Source organism: Amycolatopsis sp. cmx-11-32, assembly GCF_047608695.1.
Taxonomy (GTDB): domain Bacteria; phylum Actinomycetota; class Actinomycetes; order Mycobacteriales; family Pseudonocardiaceae; genus Amycolatopsis.
Map to the genome: position 1 here is coordinate 229,029 of NZ_JADNQN010000004.1, position 15,654 is coordinate 244,682.

General features: G+C 68.0%; 13 protein-coding genes and 1 pseudogene. 8 read left to right on the forward strand and 6 right to left on the reverse strand.

The window, feature by feature from the left end:
- Window positions 1–95: 95 nt before the first annotated feature.
- Together ACM6LR_RS13560 and ACM6LR_RS13565 are read right to left on the reverse strand one after the other, a co-directional pair.
- Window positions 96–1,034: pseudogene (locus ACM6LR_RS13560) on the reverse strand (alpha/beta hydrolase family esterase).
- A 149-nt stretch (window positions 1,035–1,183) separates the two neighbouring features.
- Complete coding sequence (locus ACM6LR_RS13565; protein ID WP_414943898.1) at window positions 1,184–2,422, reverse strand: glycoside hydrolase family 3 N-terminal domain-containing protein; 1,239 nt, start codon at window positions 2,420–2,422, stop codon at window positions 1,184–1,186.
- A 269-nt stretch (window positions 2,423–2,691) separates the two neighbouring features.
- Between ACM6LR_RS13565 and ACM6LR_RS13570 the strand changes: the two genes are divergently transcribed.
- The 4 genes from ACM6LR_RS13570 to ACM6LR_RS13585 all read left to right on the forward strand — a co-directional run bounded on the left by ACM6LR_RS13570 (window position 2,692) and on the right by ACM6LR_RS13585 (window position 5,929).
- Entirely contained in the window at window positions 2,692–3,042 is a 351-nt protein-coding gene (locus ACM6LR_RS13570) for an ArsR/SmtB family transcription factor (protein WP_414939849.1), read from the forward strand.
- A 29-nt stretch (window positions 3,043–3,071) separates the two neighbouring features.
- Complete coding sequence (locus ACM6LR_RS13575) at window positions 3,072–3,557, forward strand: SRPBCC family protein (RefSeq protein ID WP_414939850.1); 486 nt, start codon at window positions 3,072–3,074, stop codon at window positions 3,555–3,557.
- Window positions 3,558–3,562: 5 nt separating this feature from the next.
- On the forward strand, window positions 3,563–4,150 hold the full coding sequence (locus ACM6LR_RS13580; RefSeq protein WP_414939912.1) for a TIGR03086 family metal-binding protein: 588 nt from the start codon (window positions 3,563–3,565) through the stop codon (window positions 4,148–4,150).
- A 453-nt stretch (window positions 4,151–4,603) separates the two neighbouring features.
- On the forward strand, window positions 4,604–5,929 hold the full coding sequence (locus ACM6LR_RS13585; protein WP_414939851.1) for an amidase: 1,326 nt from the start codon (window positions 4,604–4,606) through the stop codon (window positions 5,927–5,929).
- 81 nt (window positions 5,930–6,010) lie between these two features.
- Here the strand turns inward: ACM6LR_RS13585 and ACM6LR_RS13590 are convergent, their stop codons facing one another.
- The 4 genes from ACM6LR_RS13590 to ACM6LR_RS13605 all read right to left on the reverse strand — a co-directional run bounded on the left by ACM6LR_RS13590 (window position 6,011) and on the right by ACM6LR_RS13605 (window position 11,513).
- Window positions 6,011–7,132 (reverse strand): cell division protein DivIVA, encoded by a 1,122-nt coding sequence (locus ACM6LR_RS13590; protein ID WP_414939852.1) that lies wholly within the window; start codon window positions 7,130–7,132, stop codon window positions 6,011–6,013.
- Window positions 7,133–7,250: 118 nt separating this feature from the next.
- Window positions 7,251–9,242, reverse strand: coding sequence for an SDR family oxidoreductase (locus tag ACM6LR_RS13595; RefSeq protein ID WP_414943899.1), 1,992 nt, complete (start codon window positions 9,240–9,242; stop codon window positions 7,251–7,253).
- A 99-nt stretch (window positions 9,243–9,341) separates the two neighbouring features.
- Window positions 9,342–10,031 carry a class F sortase gene (locus tag ACM6LR_RS13600; RefSeq protein WP_414943900.1) on the reverse strand — a complete coding sequence of 230 codons (690 nt, stop codon included), beginning with the start codon at window positions 10,029–10,031 and terminating at the stop codon, window positions 9,342–9,344.
- Between the two features lie 12 nt (window positions 10,032–10,043).
- Complete coding sequence (locus ACM6LR_RS13605) at window positions 10,044–11,513, reverse strand: SpaA isopeptide-forming pilin-related protein (RefSeq protein WP_414943901.1); 1,470 nt, start codon at window positions 11,511–11,513, stop codon at window positions 10,044–10,046.
- Window positions 11,514–11,826: 313 nt separating this feature from the next.
- Between ACM6LR_RS13605 and ACM6LR_RS13610 the strand changes: the two genes are divergently transcribed.
- The 4 genes from ACM6LR_RS13610 (at window position 11,827) to ACM6LR_RS13625 (ending at window position 15,462) form a co-directional block, all read left to right on the forward strand.
- A complete protein-coding gene (locus ACM6LR_RS13610; RefSeq protein ID WP_414939856.1) occupies window positions 11,827–12,666 on the forward strand; it encodes a Bax inhibitor-1/YccA family membrane protein in 840 nt (279 codons plus the stop codon).
- Between the two features lie 73 nt (window positions 12,667–12,739).
- On the forward strand, window positions 12,740–13,261 hold the full coding sequence (locus ACM6LR_RS13615) for a hypothetical protein (protein ID WP_414939857.1): 522 nt from the start codon (window positions 12,740–12,742) through the stop codon (window positions 13,259–13,261).
- A 111-nt stretch (window positions 13,262–13,372) separates the two neighbouring features.
- Entirely contained in the window at window positions 13,373–13,972 is a 600-nt protein-coding gene (locus ACM6LR_RS13620) for a hypothetical protein (RefSeq protein WP_414939858.1), read from the forward strand.
- Window positions 13,973–14,193: 221 nt separating this feature from the next.
- Window positions 14,194–15,462, forward strand: coding sequence for a YeeE/YedE family protein (locus ACM6LR_RS13625; RefSeq protein WP_414939859.1), 1,269 nt, complete (start codon window positions 14,194–14,196; stop codon window positions 15,460–15,462).
- Window positions 15,463–15,654 lie beyond the last annotated feature (192 nt).

Genomic DNA, 15,654 nt, shown 5'->3' on the forward strand with positions numbered 1-15,654 from the left:
GTCTCTGACTTCATGACCGAATTTGCTTATCTGGTCATCCGGTCACTTCGACGGTAGCGCCGGGTGGACGGGTCCGGCAAGGAAAACGACGGTTTTCAACGCAGCCGGTGGTGAGGAAGAAGTTCCAGAGGACCGGCGTCGCGTTGATGACGGTCGGAGTGGCGGAGTCGTTGTTCGGTGTCGTGCTCGGCCAGACGTGCCCGGCGCCTTCGACCCGGTAGTGCCGAAGCGAGCAGCCGAGCCAGCGCTGGACGGTGACGTCGGTCCTCGGTGAGTACTGGATCGGGTGTGGGAAGCAGCCGTTCCGGTCCGCCCACCCGGCGAGCCAGTCCGGGAGTGCCGGCAGGCCTTTGGCGGGATTCCCGGTGTAGGGGATCGTCGTGTCGGCGGTGCCGTGGAAGTCGAGAATCGGCGCCGGGCGCGACGGGTCGCACTCGCCGCCCTGCGGATAGAACGCGCCGGCGACCGGGGCGAACGCCGCGATCCGGCCCGGCATCCGGCAAGCGAGGAAGCCGACGAACCCGCCACCGTTCGATTTGCCCGTCGTGTAGATCCGGCGGGAGTCGACGCACAGTTCCCGCTGAAGCGTGTTCAGCAGATCGCTGGTGAAGAGTACGTCGTGGGCGGCCGCCGAGTAAGGCGCGCCAGTCCAGGCCGATTCGCCGTCGGTGCCCGGAAGGCCTTGCGAGTAGACGGAAATCGCGTCAGGCGCGGAAACCCGGACAGGTCCTCCTGATACTTCGACGTTCGCTTGTGGCCGTGGAACGACAACACCAGCGTGGTCGGCCGCGACGGCCGGTACCGCGCGGGAACGTGCACCGTGTATTCGCGGACCAGGCCGCCGGACGTCAAGGTCCGCAGTGCCGTCGTCCCGGCTGGCACCGGTGACGGACGATGACAGCCGGTGGTCGGCACCGGGTGATCGATCGGCGTCGGGGCGGCCGACGCGACCGGTGCGGCCAGCAGGCTCAGCCCCGGCAGCGGCGGGCTGCCGTCAGCGCGAGACGGTGTAGGTACTTCGTGGGACCAGGCACGCGATCCTTCTTGATCGGGCGGCGGGGTGGTGATCAGGGTCACTCCCGGCACCGGCCTGGTCGGCATCGTGTTCATTGAGTTTTCGGACCGCTGTTCACGTCATCCCGCCGAGTGGTCGGCGTGACCACCGTGCCGTACCCGCGGCCGATCAGCCGCAAGCCTGTTTCGCCGCGAGTACCCGAGTCAGTGCCTCGTCGACGCGGGCGGCCGGAAGCTCGCCGGACGCGAGCGCCTTCTCCACCGTGGTCAGCACCGTGTCGACGTTGCCGCCGGACGACCACAACGCCTGATCCGCTCCAGCCTGCAAGGCCTTAAGCACCGCCGTCGGCAGCGGGTACTGCGACGTGATCGCCTTCATCGCCCCGAGATCGTCCGTGATCACCGGGCCGTCGAACGCGTAGTCCGTCCGCAGCAGCCGGTACGCCGGCGCCGACAGGGTCGACGGCGTGCCGCCGGTCAGGTCGGGCACGTCCAGATGTCCGACCATGACGCCGATCTCGCCGTACTCGCCGATGTCGCGGTACGGCACCAGGTCGACCTTCCGCAGCGAGGCCAGCGGCGGCGTCCGCACCAGTCCCTTGTGAGAGTCCCCGGTGGCGTGCCCGTGCCCGGGGAAGTGCTTCAGCACCGGTTGCACCCCGGCGTCCCGCAAGCCCTGCGCGAACGCCAGGACGTATTTACGCGCGACTTCGGGGTCCGCGCCGAACGACCGGTCACCGACGATGTCGCGGTCCGGCTGGTCCGTGATGTCGGCGTCGGGCGCGTAGTCGACGGTGACGCCTCGGGCCCGCATCTGCTTGCCCCGCTCGGCGGCCTTCGTCCGCACCTGTGCCGGAGTCATGGTCGCGGCCATTTTCCGGGCACTCGGCATATCGCCGTCGAGGGCGTCGATCCGCTGAACACGGCCGCCTTCCTCGTCGATCGCCACCGACACCGGGACCTTCGCGGCCCGTTGCACCTCGTCCAGCGCGCGGTTCCGCAACAGGGCCGTCTCGTTGCCGCCGAGGAAGATCCCGCCGATCTGCTGATCGCGCACCAGCTTCACCGCCGCCTGCGGATCGCCGGCGTTCACGCCGACCACCATCAGCTGGGCCAGCCGCTGCCGGGGGCTCATCCCGGCGATGACGGCTTCGCAGCCCCGAGCAGGTGCCTGCTCCGCCCTCGGTGACGGCGAGGGAGTGGGCGGGCTGATGCTGGACGGGCTCGAAACAGTGTCGCCGCGCGGCGGTACCGTCCCCGCCGGTTGTGCCGATCCGGCCTGTTCGCTCGCCGTACCGCACTGCACGCTGGTGGCCAGAACGGCCGCCGCTCCCAGGATGACGGCCGCCCATCGCTTCGTCGTCTTCGGTCGCCCGGAGTTCATCAGCTCGTTTCGTTCGTCGTCCATGCCGATACCGACGGTAACGCCAGTTGCCCTTTAATACGCGCTCGCGTGCCCTTTTGTTCGTGCTCGCGAAGCTCGGGCCTCGGCCCCACCTCCTCTCCATCCCGTGTTCTCCCTCGTCAACCCGCTGTTCGTGCTTGACAACTCGATCTGCTCCGTCGTAGATTACCACATGGTTATGGAACCGCAAGGTTATTGACGGCCGTTCGCTGCCGGGACGTGAGAGAACGATCGTGAGAACTGGACTCGTGAGAACTGAAAGGCGGGCGACCGTGGCCCAAGATCTGCTCGATGACACCTTCGCGGCGCTCGCCGACCCCACTCGCCGCGCGATCCTCGCGCGGCTCGCCTGCGGCGAGGCCACTGTGACGGAGTTGGCCGAGCCGTTCGCGATGAGCCAGCCCGCCATCTCCAAACACCTGAAAGTGCTGGAGCGGGCGGGGCTGGTGGCGCGGGGACGTGATGCCCAGCGTCGCCCCTGCCGTCTGGTGGCCGAGCCGCTGAAGAACGCGAACGAATGGCTCGGCGACTACCGCCGCCACTGGGACGAGGCCTTCTCCCAGCTGGACCTCGTCCTCGACGAGGAACTGCGGCATCCGGAACGCCGGGACGAGACCGATTGACCACCGCACGAGCGGAAAGGAACAGCACGATGGGACGCACTCTCAGCGTGGCGAAAGCCGGCGATCTCGAGATCGTCATGACGAGGTCCTTCGACGCGTCGAGGGCACTCGTGTTCGACGCGTGGACCAAACCGGAGCTGGTGCGCCGCTGGTTCGGCCCGCGCGACTGCGAGGTCGTCGAATGCGAGATCGACCTGCGGGTCGGCGGCGGATGGCGCTACCTGCTGCGCCACGGCGGCGGGATGGAGATGGTCCTGCGGGGCGTCTACCAGGAGATCAGTCGTCCGGAAAAACTCGTCTCCCTCGAGACGAACGAGGACTGCGACGCCTCGGAAGGTCAGGTTCTGGTGACCCTGACGCTGGTCGAACACGACGGCGTCACCACTCTGACGCAGGTGCTGCGGTACGGCTCGAAGCGGATCCGGGACGCCGTGCTCGAATCCGGAATGGAGCGGGGCGTCGGTGAAGGGTTCGACGAACTGGCCGAGGTCGTGGCCGTCCCGGCGGGGGCGTGAACGAGATGAACGCCATCGCGGACCGGTATCGCGTCCGGGCCGACGCCTTCGAGGGCAAGGTCGCCGCCGTCGAGGCCGGGCAGTGGGAGAACAGATCCCCCTGCGAAGGGTGGAACGCAAGGGATGTCGTCGGGCACATCGTCGACATGCACGGAGCGATGCTGCGTCCCCTCGGACGAGGACTCGGACCGGCGCCGGCGCTCCTGACGGACCCGCTCGGCGCATTCCGGGCGGCCCGGGCCGCTGTCGAAGCCGTCTTCGCCGATCCCGTGCTCGCCGCCACCGAACACGAAACGCCGATGGGGAGGGTGAAGGCAGAACAACACATCGACCAGGTCGTCAGTGCCGACCTGGTGGTCCACGGCTGGGATCTCGCCCGTGCCACCGGCCAGGACGACACGATCGACCCCGAGGAGGTCGCCCGGATGTGGCCCGGCGCCCAGGCGATCTCCGAGGAGATGAGGACCCCGGGTGCTTTCGGACCGGGCATCGTCGTTTTCGGCCCCGAAGTGAAGGTGCCCGACGACGCGCCCTTGCAGGACAGGCTGCTCGGGTTGATGGGTCGCGACCCGAGTTTCCAGCGGGAGCCATGAAGGTCAGATATGGAAGCCCCGGTGCCGCCAGGCGGGGGCCGGGGAAGAACCGGTACCTCGGCGGTGTCGGTCCCCGTTGGCCGCGGCCAGGACACGCTCCGGAACCGACAGAAAGGTGGTGAGCAAGGCGATCTGATTCTGGATCCGAGTCTTGGCGATCTCCAGTTCGCCGGCCAACCCCGGTGAAAGCACCAGGTGCGTGCCGTCGCCCGAAACACAGGGAAGGAGTTCCGTGATCTTGCCGCTGCACAACCCGGCCGAATAGAAGAGCTGAATCCGCGGAACCCGGACCTGCCGGACCGATTCGCGCCCCGGTTGCCCCGGCGGACCACGACGTCTACTACGGCGCACGGCTTGACGGCTGCACCGATTTCCCGGCGTTCGAACCGGGCTCGGCGAAGTTCGCCTGTTTGGCGCGCAGCTGATCTTCGCCGCCCGATCTACAGTGCGGGGATGGTCAAGACGGCAGTGGAAATCGCGGCGGCTGTGCGTACCAAGGAACTCGACCCGGTCCAGGTGACTCGGGAGGCGCTGGCCAGGATCGCCGCGGTGGACGGGGTGGTCGGTGCGTTCCGCCGGGTCCGGGCCGAGGAGGCACTCGCGGAGGCCGCCGCCGTCGCCGAACGCGCGGACCTGGCCGACCTGCCCTTGGCGGGAGTGCCGATCGCGGTCAAGGATGTCGCTCCGGTCAAGGGCGAGTACGCCTCCTGGGGATCGCGTGCGGGTTCGTCGACGGTGTCCACAAAGGACGGTGAGATAGCGCGGCGGCTACGTGCCGCCGGTGCGGTGATCATCGGCCTGACCCGGGTGCCGGAGCTGTGTGTCTGGCCGTCGAGTGACGATCCGGACGGGACGGCGCGCAATCCGCGCAATCCGTCCTACGCCGCGGGCGGTTCGTCGGGCGGTAGTGCCGCGGCCGTCGCGGCCGGGCTGGTGCCCATCGCGCACGGTACCGACGGCTTGGGCTCGATCCGGCTTCCGTCCGCCATATGCGGGATCGTCGGTCTCAAACCGGGTAAAGGCGTGGTCCGCGTGCCGGGGGAGAACGGCTGGTTCGGCCTGTCCACGCACGGTCCGATGACGACCACCGTGGCCGACGCGGCCGTGCTGATGTCGGTCCTCGCCGAACAGCCCGGCCTGGCGGACCTCGCCGACCCGAAGCGGTCCCGCATCGCCCTGTCGACCCGGGCCCCGCTGGCCACGGCGCCGTTGCCGCGGGCGTTCGGCCGAGCGGTCGCGCGGGCCGGTGAGCTGTTCAGCGCGGCCGGGCACACCGTCGCGTCCGGAACACCTCGGTACAACCCCGGGGCCATCGGCGGTATCGTCGCGCGCTGGGCCGCAGGCCCGGCCGAACAAGCGGCCGAGTTCGACTTCCGAGCGCTCCAGCCGCGGACGCGTACCCATGTCCGTCTCGGCCGCCTCCTGGCTTCTCGGATTCGGGAGAGCACCCGTGAGCGATGGCTGGAGCGCACCGAGGAGTTCTTCGCGGAGCACGACGTCCTGGTCACGCCCATGCTCGCGAGCCTCCCGCTCAAAGCCCGCACGTGGCACGAAAGCCGATGGATCGCCAACGCGCTGCCGTCCCTGCGGGTCGCGGGGTTCGCCGGGCTGTGGAATCTCGCGGGCTATCCGGCGATGTCGGTGCCGGTCGGCGTGCACCCCTCGGGGATCCCGGCCTGCGTTCAGCTCGTCGCCGCCCCCGGCGGGGAAGCGCTCCTCCTCGGCCTCGCCGCCCAGCTCGAAGCGGCCAATCCCTGGCCCCGCACCACGGCCTCCTGACCCTGGAAAGAGAGCAGGGGACCTTTGCTATCACTCTCCAAAAGAGAGTGATAGCAAAGGTCCCCTGCTACTTCGCGCTGGTCAGGAGCCGGTTTTGGCGGGCGACGGCTTCTGCCCGTTCGACTTCGGACCGTTCTGCTCGCTCTGTCCGTTCTTCGGCGCAGCGGCGGCGGGCGCCGAAGAAGCGGGCTTGGCGGGAGCGGCTTTGGCCGGAGCCGGAGCGGCGGCCTTCGACGCGGGCGGTTCGGCGGGCTTGCCCGCCGGCTTCGTCCCCTCGGGCTTGCTGTCGCCGCCGACGAGCTTCGAAGCGTGCGGGATCACCGACTCCTCGGGCAGGGCCGCGAGCATCGCTTCGCTGCCCTTCAGGACCTCGTCGGCCTGCATCAGGCTCTTGCGGGCCTGCTCGCGAATCTCCGCCAGCCGCTCGACCTTCCGTTGGGCGGCGGTCGTGCGCTGGGCGGCGGTCGTGGTGGCCTCGTCGAGTCGGCGCTTGGCCTCGGTCGTCGCCTCGTCGACGCGGCGCTTGGCCTCCGCGGTGGCCTCCGCGATCCGGCGTTCGGCCTGGTTCTTGCTGGCCGTCTGCTGGTCTGCGATGTGCTTTTCGTGCGACGTGCGCTGAGCCGTGATCGTCTGGTCGAACTCGCGCTCGATCTTGCGGCGCTTGCGCTCGGCCTCGTTGTCCAGCAGTTCCCGGCGCTGGGCGGCCTCGACGGTCAGTCGCTGGACCTCGGCCCGCGTCTCGGCGAGCGCGGATTCGTGCTCGGAGTGCAGCGCGTCCGCCTGCTTGTCCAGTTCGGCGACGAGCCGCGTGTAGCGCTCACGGAGTTTCTTCGAGGCCTCGCTCGAGGACGCCCAATGCTTCTCGGCCGCGACCTCGGCGCGCTTCGTGACCTCTTCCGCGCGCGCCTGCGCGAGCGTGACGGTGCGCTGCATCCGCTCGTCGAGGTCTTCGAGCCGCTCCGGCGGCTTCTTCAGCTCCTCGACTCTGGCGTTGAGCTTCGCCACCTCGTGGCGCACGGTTTCGAGTTCGCGCGAGGCCGACGTCGCCTGCGCGATCGCGGCGTCGCGGTCGGTGATCACGCGATGCAGCTGGGCTTCGAGATGATCCAGATACTGGCGCACTTCGTTCCGGTCGAAGCCGTGCCAGGCCTGGGTGTACTCGCGCCGCAGGGGCAACAGGCCGTTGTCTCGCTCGGGAACCATGGTCACGACGGTACCTGCGTACCCGGCGTCGCCGTTGTCAGGCTTGGTGATTCACCGACGTGTGTCTGCCCTCAGCTGCTGTCCCTCACCTGAACGGCCGCCACCCGTGTGCGCAGTGTCACCAATGGAAGCCGCGGCTGAGCCGGGCGAGGGTCATCGCGGCTCGGGACAGATGCTGCTCGCCCTTCCCGATCTTGAGCCCGCCGCCGCCACCCGCGGCCGCGGAGTCCGGGAACACGCGGAATCCTTGGTAGGCCACCGCATCCGTGAGTCCTGGCGTGAGCGTGTAGGCGAGCCCGATGGCCTGCCCGGCAGGCGTGCCGATGTGCTTCGGACGTTCCTTCAACGCCTTCATCACCATGTTCGCGGCCTGATCCGGCGATTTCGTCGGAAACGCGTCATAGATCTTGGTCGGCCGGATCATCGGCGTGCGCACGAGTGGCATGTGGATGGTCGTGAACGTAATCCCGTCGCCGTGGGTCTCGGTCGCGGCGATCCGGGAGAAATAGTCCAAAGCGGCCTTCGACGCCGCATACGCCGAAAAGCGTGGCGCGATTCCCTGCACGCCGATCGACGAGACGTTGACGATATGCCCGAATTTCCGCTCGGACATCTGCGGCAGCACCGCGAGGATCAGCCGGACCGCACCGAAATAGTTGATCGCCATCGCGCGCTCGTAGTCGTGGAACCGGTCGTACGACAGTTTGATCGAGCGCCGGATCGACCGGCCTGCGTTGTTGACGAGCATGTCGATCCGGCCGTGATCGGCGAGCATCGCGTCGACGGCCTTGAGTACCGACTCCTCGTCGGTGAGGTCGGCCGGGTACACCGACGCCGTACCGCCGGCGGCGATGATCTCGTCCCGGACCTCTTCGAGTTCGTGCTGCCGCCGCGCCACGAGCAGCGGCACCCCACCGGCGGCCGCGACCTTGATCGCGGTCGCCCGGCCGATCCCCGACGACGCGCCGGTGATGATCACGCGCCGTCCGTCCAGCTCGCCGCGCGGGCCGTGCTTGCGGGCGCGGAACGGGTCCAGGTGTTCACGCCAGTAGCGCCACAGCGTGGGCGCGTAGTCCTCGATCCGGGGCACCTCGACGCCCGAGCCGATGAGCGCCTTGCGCGTCGACGCCGACGAGAACACCGACGGGAACGCCATGGTCTCCAGCAGCACCGGCGGGATACCGAGGCGCTCCATCACGGCGTCGCGCGCGATCGTGAAGCCGGGGATGTGCTCGCTCAGTTTCACCAGGTTGACGATGCCCTTGGACACCCGTTCGTTGAGCTGCACGGAGATCGTCGGAGCGCCGGCCGCCTTCGCGAAGGCGTTGTAGACCGAGACGACCGGCTGCGGTTCCGGGTTGACCAGGTGGAACGCGCGTCCGTCCAGGCCCGGCGTGGTGATCAGGGCGTTCAGCGACTCGGCGACGTAGTCGACCGGGACGACGTTGGTGTCGCCGAGGTCGGGGCCGACGATCGGCAGGTCAGGCAGCCCGGCCAGCCTGCTGATCGCGGGGAACAGGTAGTACGGGCCGTCGATCTTGTCCATCTCGCCGGTCTCGGAGTTCCCGACCACGACCGCGGGCCGGTACACCCGCCACGGCACGTCCTGCTGCTCGCGCACGAGGCGCTCCGCTTCGAACTTCGTGCGGTGGTACGGCGTGACGAGCCGCTGGCCGACGTCGAACATCTCCTCGGTGAACATGCCCTCGTGGTCTCCGGCGACGGCGACCGAGGACACGTGGTGCAGGCGGCCGGCGTTCAGCTCGGCGGCGAGCGCGATCACCTGCGCGGTGCCTTCGACGTTGGCCTTGATGCTGTCTTCATCGTCGGCGGTGAGGTCGTAAAGGGCGGCGAGGTGCACGACGTGATCGACTCCGCGAAGCTTCTCTCGGTCGTCTTCGCCGACCCCGAGCAGCGGCTCGCCGAGATCACCGGTGACGAGGGTGACGCGTTCCGGATGCGGCCAGGCGTTCACGAGTTTCGCGAGCTTGTCCCGCGAAGAAGCGCGGACGACGAGCGCGACCTTGTCGACGTCCTCCCTGGTGAGCAGCAACCGGGTGAACTGGCGCCCGATCAGTCCGGTCGCCCCGGTCACCAGAAAAGTCGCCATCTGCTTCACCCTTCACCGTGCTCGCCCGCGTCCACCGGCATTCTGCTGCATCACGACGGCGCTGACCACCACGGCACCCGCGAAGTTACTCGCGGGTAGCTAGGCCGGGTCGGCGATGACGACCCGGTTCTCGGCGTAGCCGGTTTCCCCGCCGACCCAGCGGCCGCCGCAGGTGACGAGGACGATCCGATGTCGACCGGACTGGCCGAACAGCTCGTCCGCCCGCTGCGGCAGCTCGTTCTTCTTCAACGTGATCAGCTGGGAAACCTTGAATCGCCAAGACTTACCCGCCTTGTCGACCACGGTGACGGCGCCGCCGATCCGCTCGGTCCACAACTCCGCGAACGGACCTGTCGCGCCCTTCCAGTTCACGTGCCCGGCGAACACGCTCGCCCCGGTCGCCGAACTCAGCTCGGCACCCCACCAGGTCACCTCGCCGAGATTCTCCGGCACCGGCAGCTCCGCGCCCGGCCCGAGTTCCTTGCGGATCAGCTTCGCCGCGCCGCCCGCGGGCAACCGGATCGTTCCGGGGCCCTGCGGCTTCGGGGCTTCGGGTTCCTTCGACGACGACGGCGGCGGCGCGGGAGGCGGCGTCGTGGGGACGATCTCCGGCGGAGGCGGGACTTCTTGTTGCGCGGGCGCCGCCGGGGCACCGCCCGCGACGGAGACGGAGGCGGGCTGTGCCGTCCCCGTCACCACGGTCGTCGGCGGCCAGACGATCAAGGCCGCGACGAGGTCCGCGCACAGGACCGTGACGGCTCCCAGCGCGAACCCGCGTCGTACAGACATTCCTGAACCCTCTTAGCGTCGCGAAGACCGCCGCGCGGCCATGCCTACCATCAGCGAACCGAGCAGCGCGAGCGCGCCGACGCCGAGGATCCCGGCGGTCGACGCCGAGTTCTCGACGGTGCCCTGCATCATCGCCACCGGCTGGTCGCCGGCGGGAATGGTGCGCGGTACCTCGTTGGGCGTGTTGGCGACCTTGAGCGCCAGCGTCTCACCCGGTTTGACCTCGCCGCAGGCGGACGGCGGATTCTTCGGGTCGAACGCGTTGGTGTAGCCCGGCGGTGCGCTGACCTCGACCACGCAGATCTCCTGCGGGGTCCGCAGGTTCTCCACCGTGACCGTCCCGGTCTCGCCCTCGGTGGTGACGACGGCGGGCTTGCCGTCGGCTCCGTTGAGCGGCTTGCCGTCGTGGCCGACGGCCGCGGTGGTCTTGTCCTTGGCGGTGATCCGCAGCGCGGCGCCCGCGATGCCCTTCTCGGTCTTCGTGTCGACCTTGGTCACCTGGACCTTGCCCGGCTTCGAGACGACCGCGACACCCTGGGCCTTCAGTTCCTTCTCGCCACCGGTCGAGACGACCTTCTGCACACCGGTGTCGACCGGGAACTGCACGTACGGCCGGTCCGCGGGGGCGGACAGCGTGCTGGCCAGCTTCGGCTGGTCACCGGTCGGTGTCACCTTGACCGTGAGGGTGCCGTCCTCGCCCGTCTTCACCGTGGCGGCCTTCTCGGCCTTGGCGGTCGAGGTCGACGCGGGTTTGGTGGTCTCGCCGCCTTCGACGGTCGCGTTCGACGGTGTGAGCTTCACCGGCACCCCGGAGATGCCCTTGCCCTTGGCGTTCTTGACGCTGATCGTCCACTCGCCCGCGGTGCCGATGTGCTGGTCTTCCTTCGGCGGCGCGATCGCGGTGGTCCACGGCCCGCGGTTGGCCTCAGCGTCCTTGGTCAGCTTCACGACGGCCGTGGCGGCGGCAGGGTGCTGCGCCTTCAGCTTGTCGAGATGGTCCTGGATCTTGTAGCCGATCTTGTTGGAAGGCAGTTCCGGGTTGGTGTCGGCGTCGGACCGCGGCTTGGCCGTCCAGGAATGGAGCAGGTGAGCGAGCGCGGCGGCTTCGGCGTTGTCCTGCGTGCCGCCGTAGCGGAGGAGCAGATAGGAGATGTTGGCCGCGATGTCCTCCGGCAGCTTCTGTCCCCACTTGTCGAGCAGTTCGTCGCCGGGCTTGTACTCCTCGTTCGTGTCCGGCGCCTTCTGCTGGAAGCTCACGCAGAACACGTGCTTGCCGTTGACGACGTAGGAGCCGAGCCAATCGCTGGCCTGGTCATGGCCGCCGAACGGCTGGCCGGGTGTGACGGCGTGGCCGACGCCCTGTTTCGGGTCGGCAGAGGCCGGTGTCGCCGCGACGGTGGTGGACAGCGCGCCCAGCAGGCACGTCGCGATCAGGCTGGTCAAGGCGCGCGAACGCACGCTCGGGCGTGTTGTCCACCCCATGGTGTGTTGACTCCTTTGGCCGTGCCCTGCCCCGGCGCCTTTACGTCGATGCAGGTCACACGATCGATAGGTTCCCCGACACGCCTTCGGTGATTATCCGAACACGCATCGTGCAGGGTGGCCTGTGATCAGCGGTTTTGGCAAGAGGTCATCAGGTGGGGTATCGGTGAACGGTCGTGATCGCCGCCGCATACGGTGTGGGGGATGGGCCCCGTGTCGAATGTGAGTAAAGTCGTCTTTACTTCGACGGGAACCGGGCGGCCCCCGCGGTCGTTGAACCCGATGCAGGTGCCAGTAGATCCAGGAGGATCAGGTGCGATCCAGTAGCAACCCGGCGTTCCGGAACCTGCCGCGTGGCGCGGCGGAGTACGGACCCAACGTAGGCTTCAACCAACCCCAGGGCGGCGTGCCCGGCTACGGCCCTCCGCAGACCTCCGCCGGTGCCGACGACCGTCCGATGACCGTCGACGACGTCGTCATCAAGACGGCGCTGAGCCTCGGCACCGCGCTGGTGACCGGTGTGCTCACCGCGATCTGGGCGATCAGCCAGATCCCGATGTCGGCGTCCGGCAAGATCCTCGGCATCCCCGGTGCCGTGATCGCTGCGCTGGTCGGCTCGATGATCGTCGGCCTCGTGATTTCGCTGGTGATCATCTTCAAGAAGATGCCGAGTGGCCCGCTCACGCTGGCGTATTCGGCCGTCGAAGGTGTCTTCCTCGGTGCGATCAGTGGCCTCTTCGAAGCGCTGTACCCCGGTATCGCGCTGCAGGCGATCGTCGGCACCGCCGGTGTCTTTATCGCGATGCTGGTCGTCTACAAGACGGGTGCCGTCAAGGTCACCCCGAAGTTGACGAAGTGGATCATCGGCGCCGTGGTCGGTGTCGCGATCATGATGCTGGTCAACCTCGTCACCAGCCTTTTCTTCAATTTCAACCCGCTGCGTGACGGTGGTCCGATCGCGATCATCTTCAGCCTCGTGGTGATCGGTGTCGCGGCGTTCAGCTTCCTGCTCGACTTCGACCAGGCCGACCGGATGATCCGCGAAGGCACGCCGTCGAAGTGGTCCTGGTACGTCGCCTTCGGCCTGATGACCACGCTCGTCTGGCTGTACCTCGAGATCCTGCGGTTGCTGTCGTACTTCCACAGCGACTGATCCAGGTTCACCGCGAAAGGGCGCTCCGAGCGATCGGGGCGCCCTTTTCCGTGTCGGTGAATACTCTGCTGACATGACCGAGCGCAAACGTTCGATGTGGTTCTGGGTGGGCATCCTGGTGCCGGTCGCGATCGTGGTGATCAGCGCGGCGACCTGGGTCACCGGGTATCTCTCCAGCGCGGACGGCACCGTGGTGGGCGACTGCTACGCGGTCACCACTTTCGGCGACGTCGATGCCGAACCGGCGAAGGCGGACTGCGGTTCGAACGAGGCCAACACGAAGCTCGGCGCGAAGGCCGGAAGCGGCGATGCCTGCCCTCAGGGCGAGTACGACCAGCTGACCGTCGACCGGACGTTCTCCTCGTCCAAGCTCTGCATGATGATCAACGCCAGGCAGGGTGACTGCTTCGAGAACTTCTTGGCCGACAGCGTGGCGTATCAGAAGGTGGAGTGCTCGGATCCCACGAAGGACGCGGAGGTTGTGAAGGTCATCGACGGCACTTCGGGCGATACGGCTTGCGATGAGACCGGGGCGACCGATCTCAAGAGCTACTCGACGCCGCCCTCGACGGTCTGCGTCAAAGCCGGTAAATAGGGACCTCAACCAGGAACTTTCACTCGTATGGGGCCCCGATAGGTGGTGTTACTCACGGTGAGTGTTTGATAGCGAGGTTCTCATTCCTCTTCACAACTGTGAGGTTTCTCGGTGACCACTTCCCAGCCGGCCCCTGGGGGCCAAACGCCGGTGGGACAGCCCGACGCTTTCGGTCCGCCTCCCGGCGTTCAGCCGGCGGCGCCCAAACGGTCCAAGCTCGCGTGGCTGAAGATCGCCCTTCCGATCGTGATCGTCGTACTCGTCGCCGGCGGGTACGCGATCAACTACTTCACCGGCACCGACGGTGCCAAAGTCGGTGACTGCCTCGCGGTCACCGAATTCACCAGTAAGGCCGACCCGAAGCAGGCCGACTGCGGGACCGCCGACGCCAACGTCAAGGTCGCGGCGAAGGTGGGCGACAACGAGTCCTGCCCGGAAGGCGGGTACGACGAGTACTCGCAGACCGGCCGTATCTCGTACAAGCTCTGCCTGATGGTCAACGTCAAGCAGGGTGACTGCCTGGCCAACTTCGGTGCCGGGACCACGGGCTACAAGAAGGTGCCGTGTTCGGACCCGGCCAAGGAGGTCGAGTTCCTGAAGATCGTCGAGGGACAGATGGACAAGGCGGTGTGCGAAGGCACCGAAGCCACCAACGTCATCAGCTACTCGACCCCGCCGACCACGATGTGCGTCATCAAGGGCGACAAGTAGCCCTCGTTTCGCGTGAAGGCCCCTCTCTCGGTTCAGCCGAGGGAGGAGGCCTTCATGCGCTCCGGGACCGAAGCGGGGGAGCAAGGGACCTTTGCTATCACCGCCGCCATCCGGCCGTGGGTGAGCAGCCATTCGTCGCACAGTGTGGGACGGGCTGCGACCGGGTGGTCACCGGCCCTAACGTTGCTCGTCCCCGACCCGCCGATCGACCTGGAGCCCTGGTGGCGACGACAGAAACCCAAGCCGGTGAGAAGAAACTCCTCGACTTCCCGACCTCCTGCGCTGCCCCGATCCCGCGACCGGAGGAACCGGTCAAGTTCGTGCCGCTGGCCGTCGCGGGTGCCCTCGCGGTCGGGTTGACCTGGTACGTCTGGGCGGCGCACGGGGCGAAGTTCGGCGTCCTGCTCATTCTCGGCCTGCTGCTCGGCCTCGCGCTCTTCCACTCACGCTTCGGCTTCACCTCGGCCTGGCGCCAGCTGATCGCGGTCGGCAACGGCCAGGGGCTGCGAGCGCACACGCTGCTGCTCGGGACGGCCGCGACCCTGATCGCGTTGATCGTCGGCACCGGCTCCGGCCTGTTCGGCAGCACGCCGAACCCGGCCGCGGGCGGGCTGGGGCTCGCGCTGTTCGCGGGTGCGACGATCTTCGCCATCGGCATGCAGCTGGGCGGCGCGTGCGCGTCGGGAACGTTGTTCGCGGTCGGTTCCGGGCAGTCGACGATCGTGCTGACCCTCGGCGGGTTCATCACCGGTTCGGTCCTCTACACGTGGGCGTATCCGCTGCTGTCGGGCTGGCCCGAGTTCAAGGGGATCCTGCTCGCGGACCACGTCGGCTGGTTCGGTTCGTGGGCGATCACGGTCGCCGTCCTCGCCGCGATCGTGTTCGGCACCCGGTTCGTGCAGAAGCGCCGCAACCCGCCGCCGGTCGACGTCGTCCCGACCGCGCACGGGTTCGCCCGGATCTTCCGCGGTTCGTGGCCGATCCTCGTCGGCGCCGTCGTCCTCGGGGTACTGGCGGGCGCGGTCTTCCTGGTGTCCGGCGGGATCTGGGGCGTCACGAGCGCGTTCAGCCTGTGGGGCGCCAAGATCCTGCAGGTGTTCGGTCTCCACCCTGAGACGTGGGAATTCTGGCGGCTCAAGGCGAACGCGGCTTCGCTGGCGGCGCCGATCTGGAAGGACAAGAACAGCCTCACCGACATCGGAATCATGATCGGCGCGGGAGTCGCCGCCGCGGCCGCGGGCGCTTGGAAGATCCACAGCTCGATCCCGTGGCGGACCGCCGTCGCCGCGGTGCTCGGCGGGATCCTGATGGGTGTCGGGGCGCGGATGGCGGGTGGCTGCAACATCGGCGCCTACCTCGGCGGAATCTCGGTCGGCAGCCTGCACGGCTGGCTGTGGGGTGTGTTCGCGCTCGGCGGCACGTGGATCGGGCTCAAACTGCGGCCGCTTTTCGGGCTCGGCAACCCGGTCCCGACGGACAGCGTCTGCTGATCACTCTGCGCCACACTCCGTACGCGGGCTTGCCCTTTCGGTCCGCGTACGGGGAAAGTTGGCAGGTCAAACCCGTGTTAGTCCTGCGTCGGAGATTCGTACGTGATGCCTCGACATGTCGGGGCTCGCGGATCCGCGGTGTTCTGGGTGTGGGAAGGGGACTTTCCCCGCATGACATGTGGGGAAGGTCCC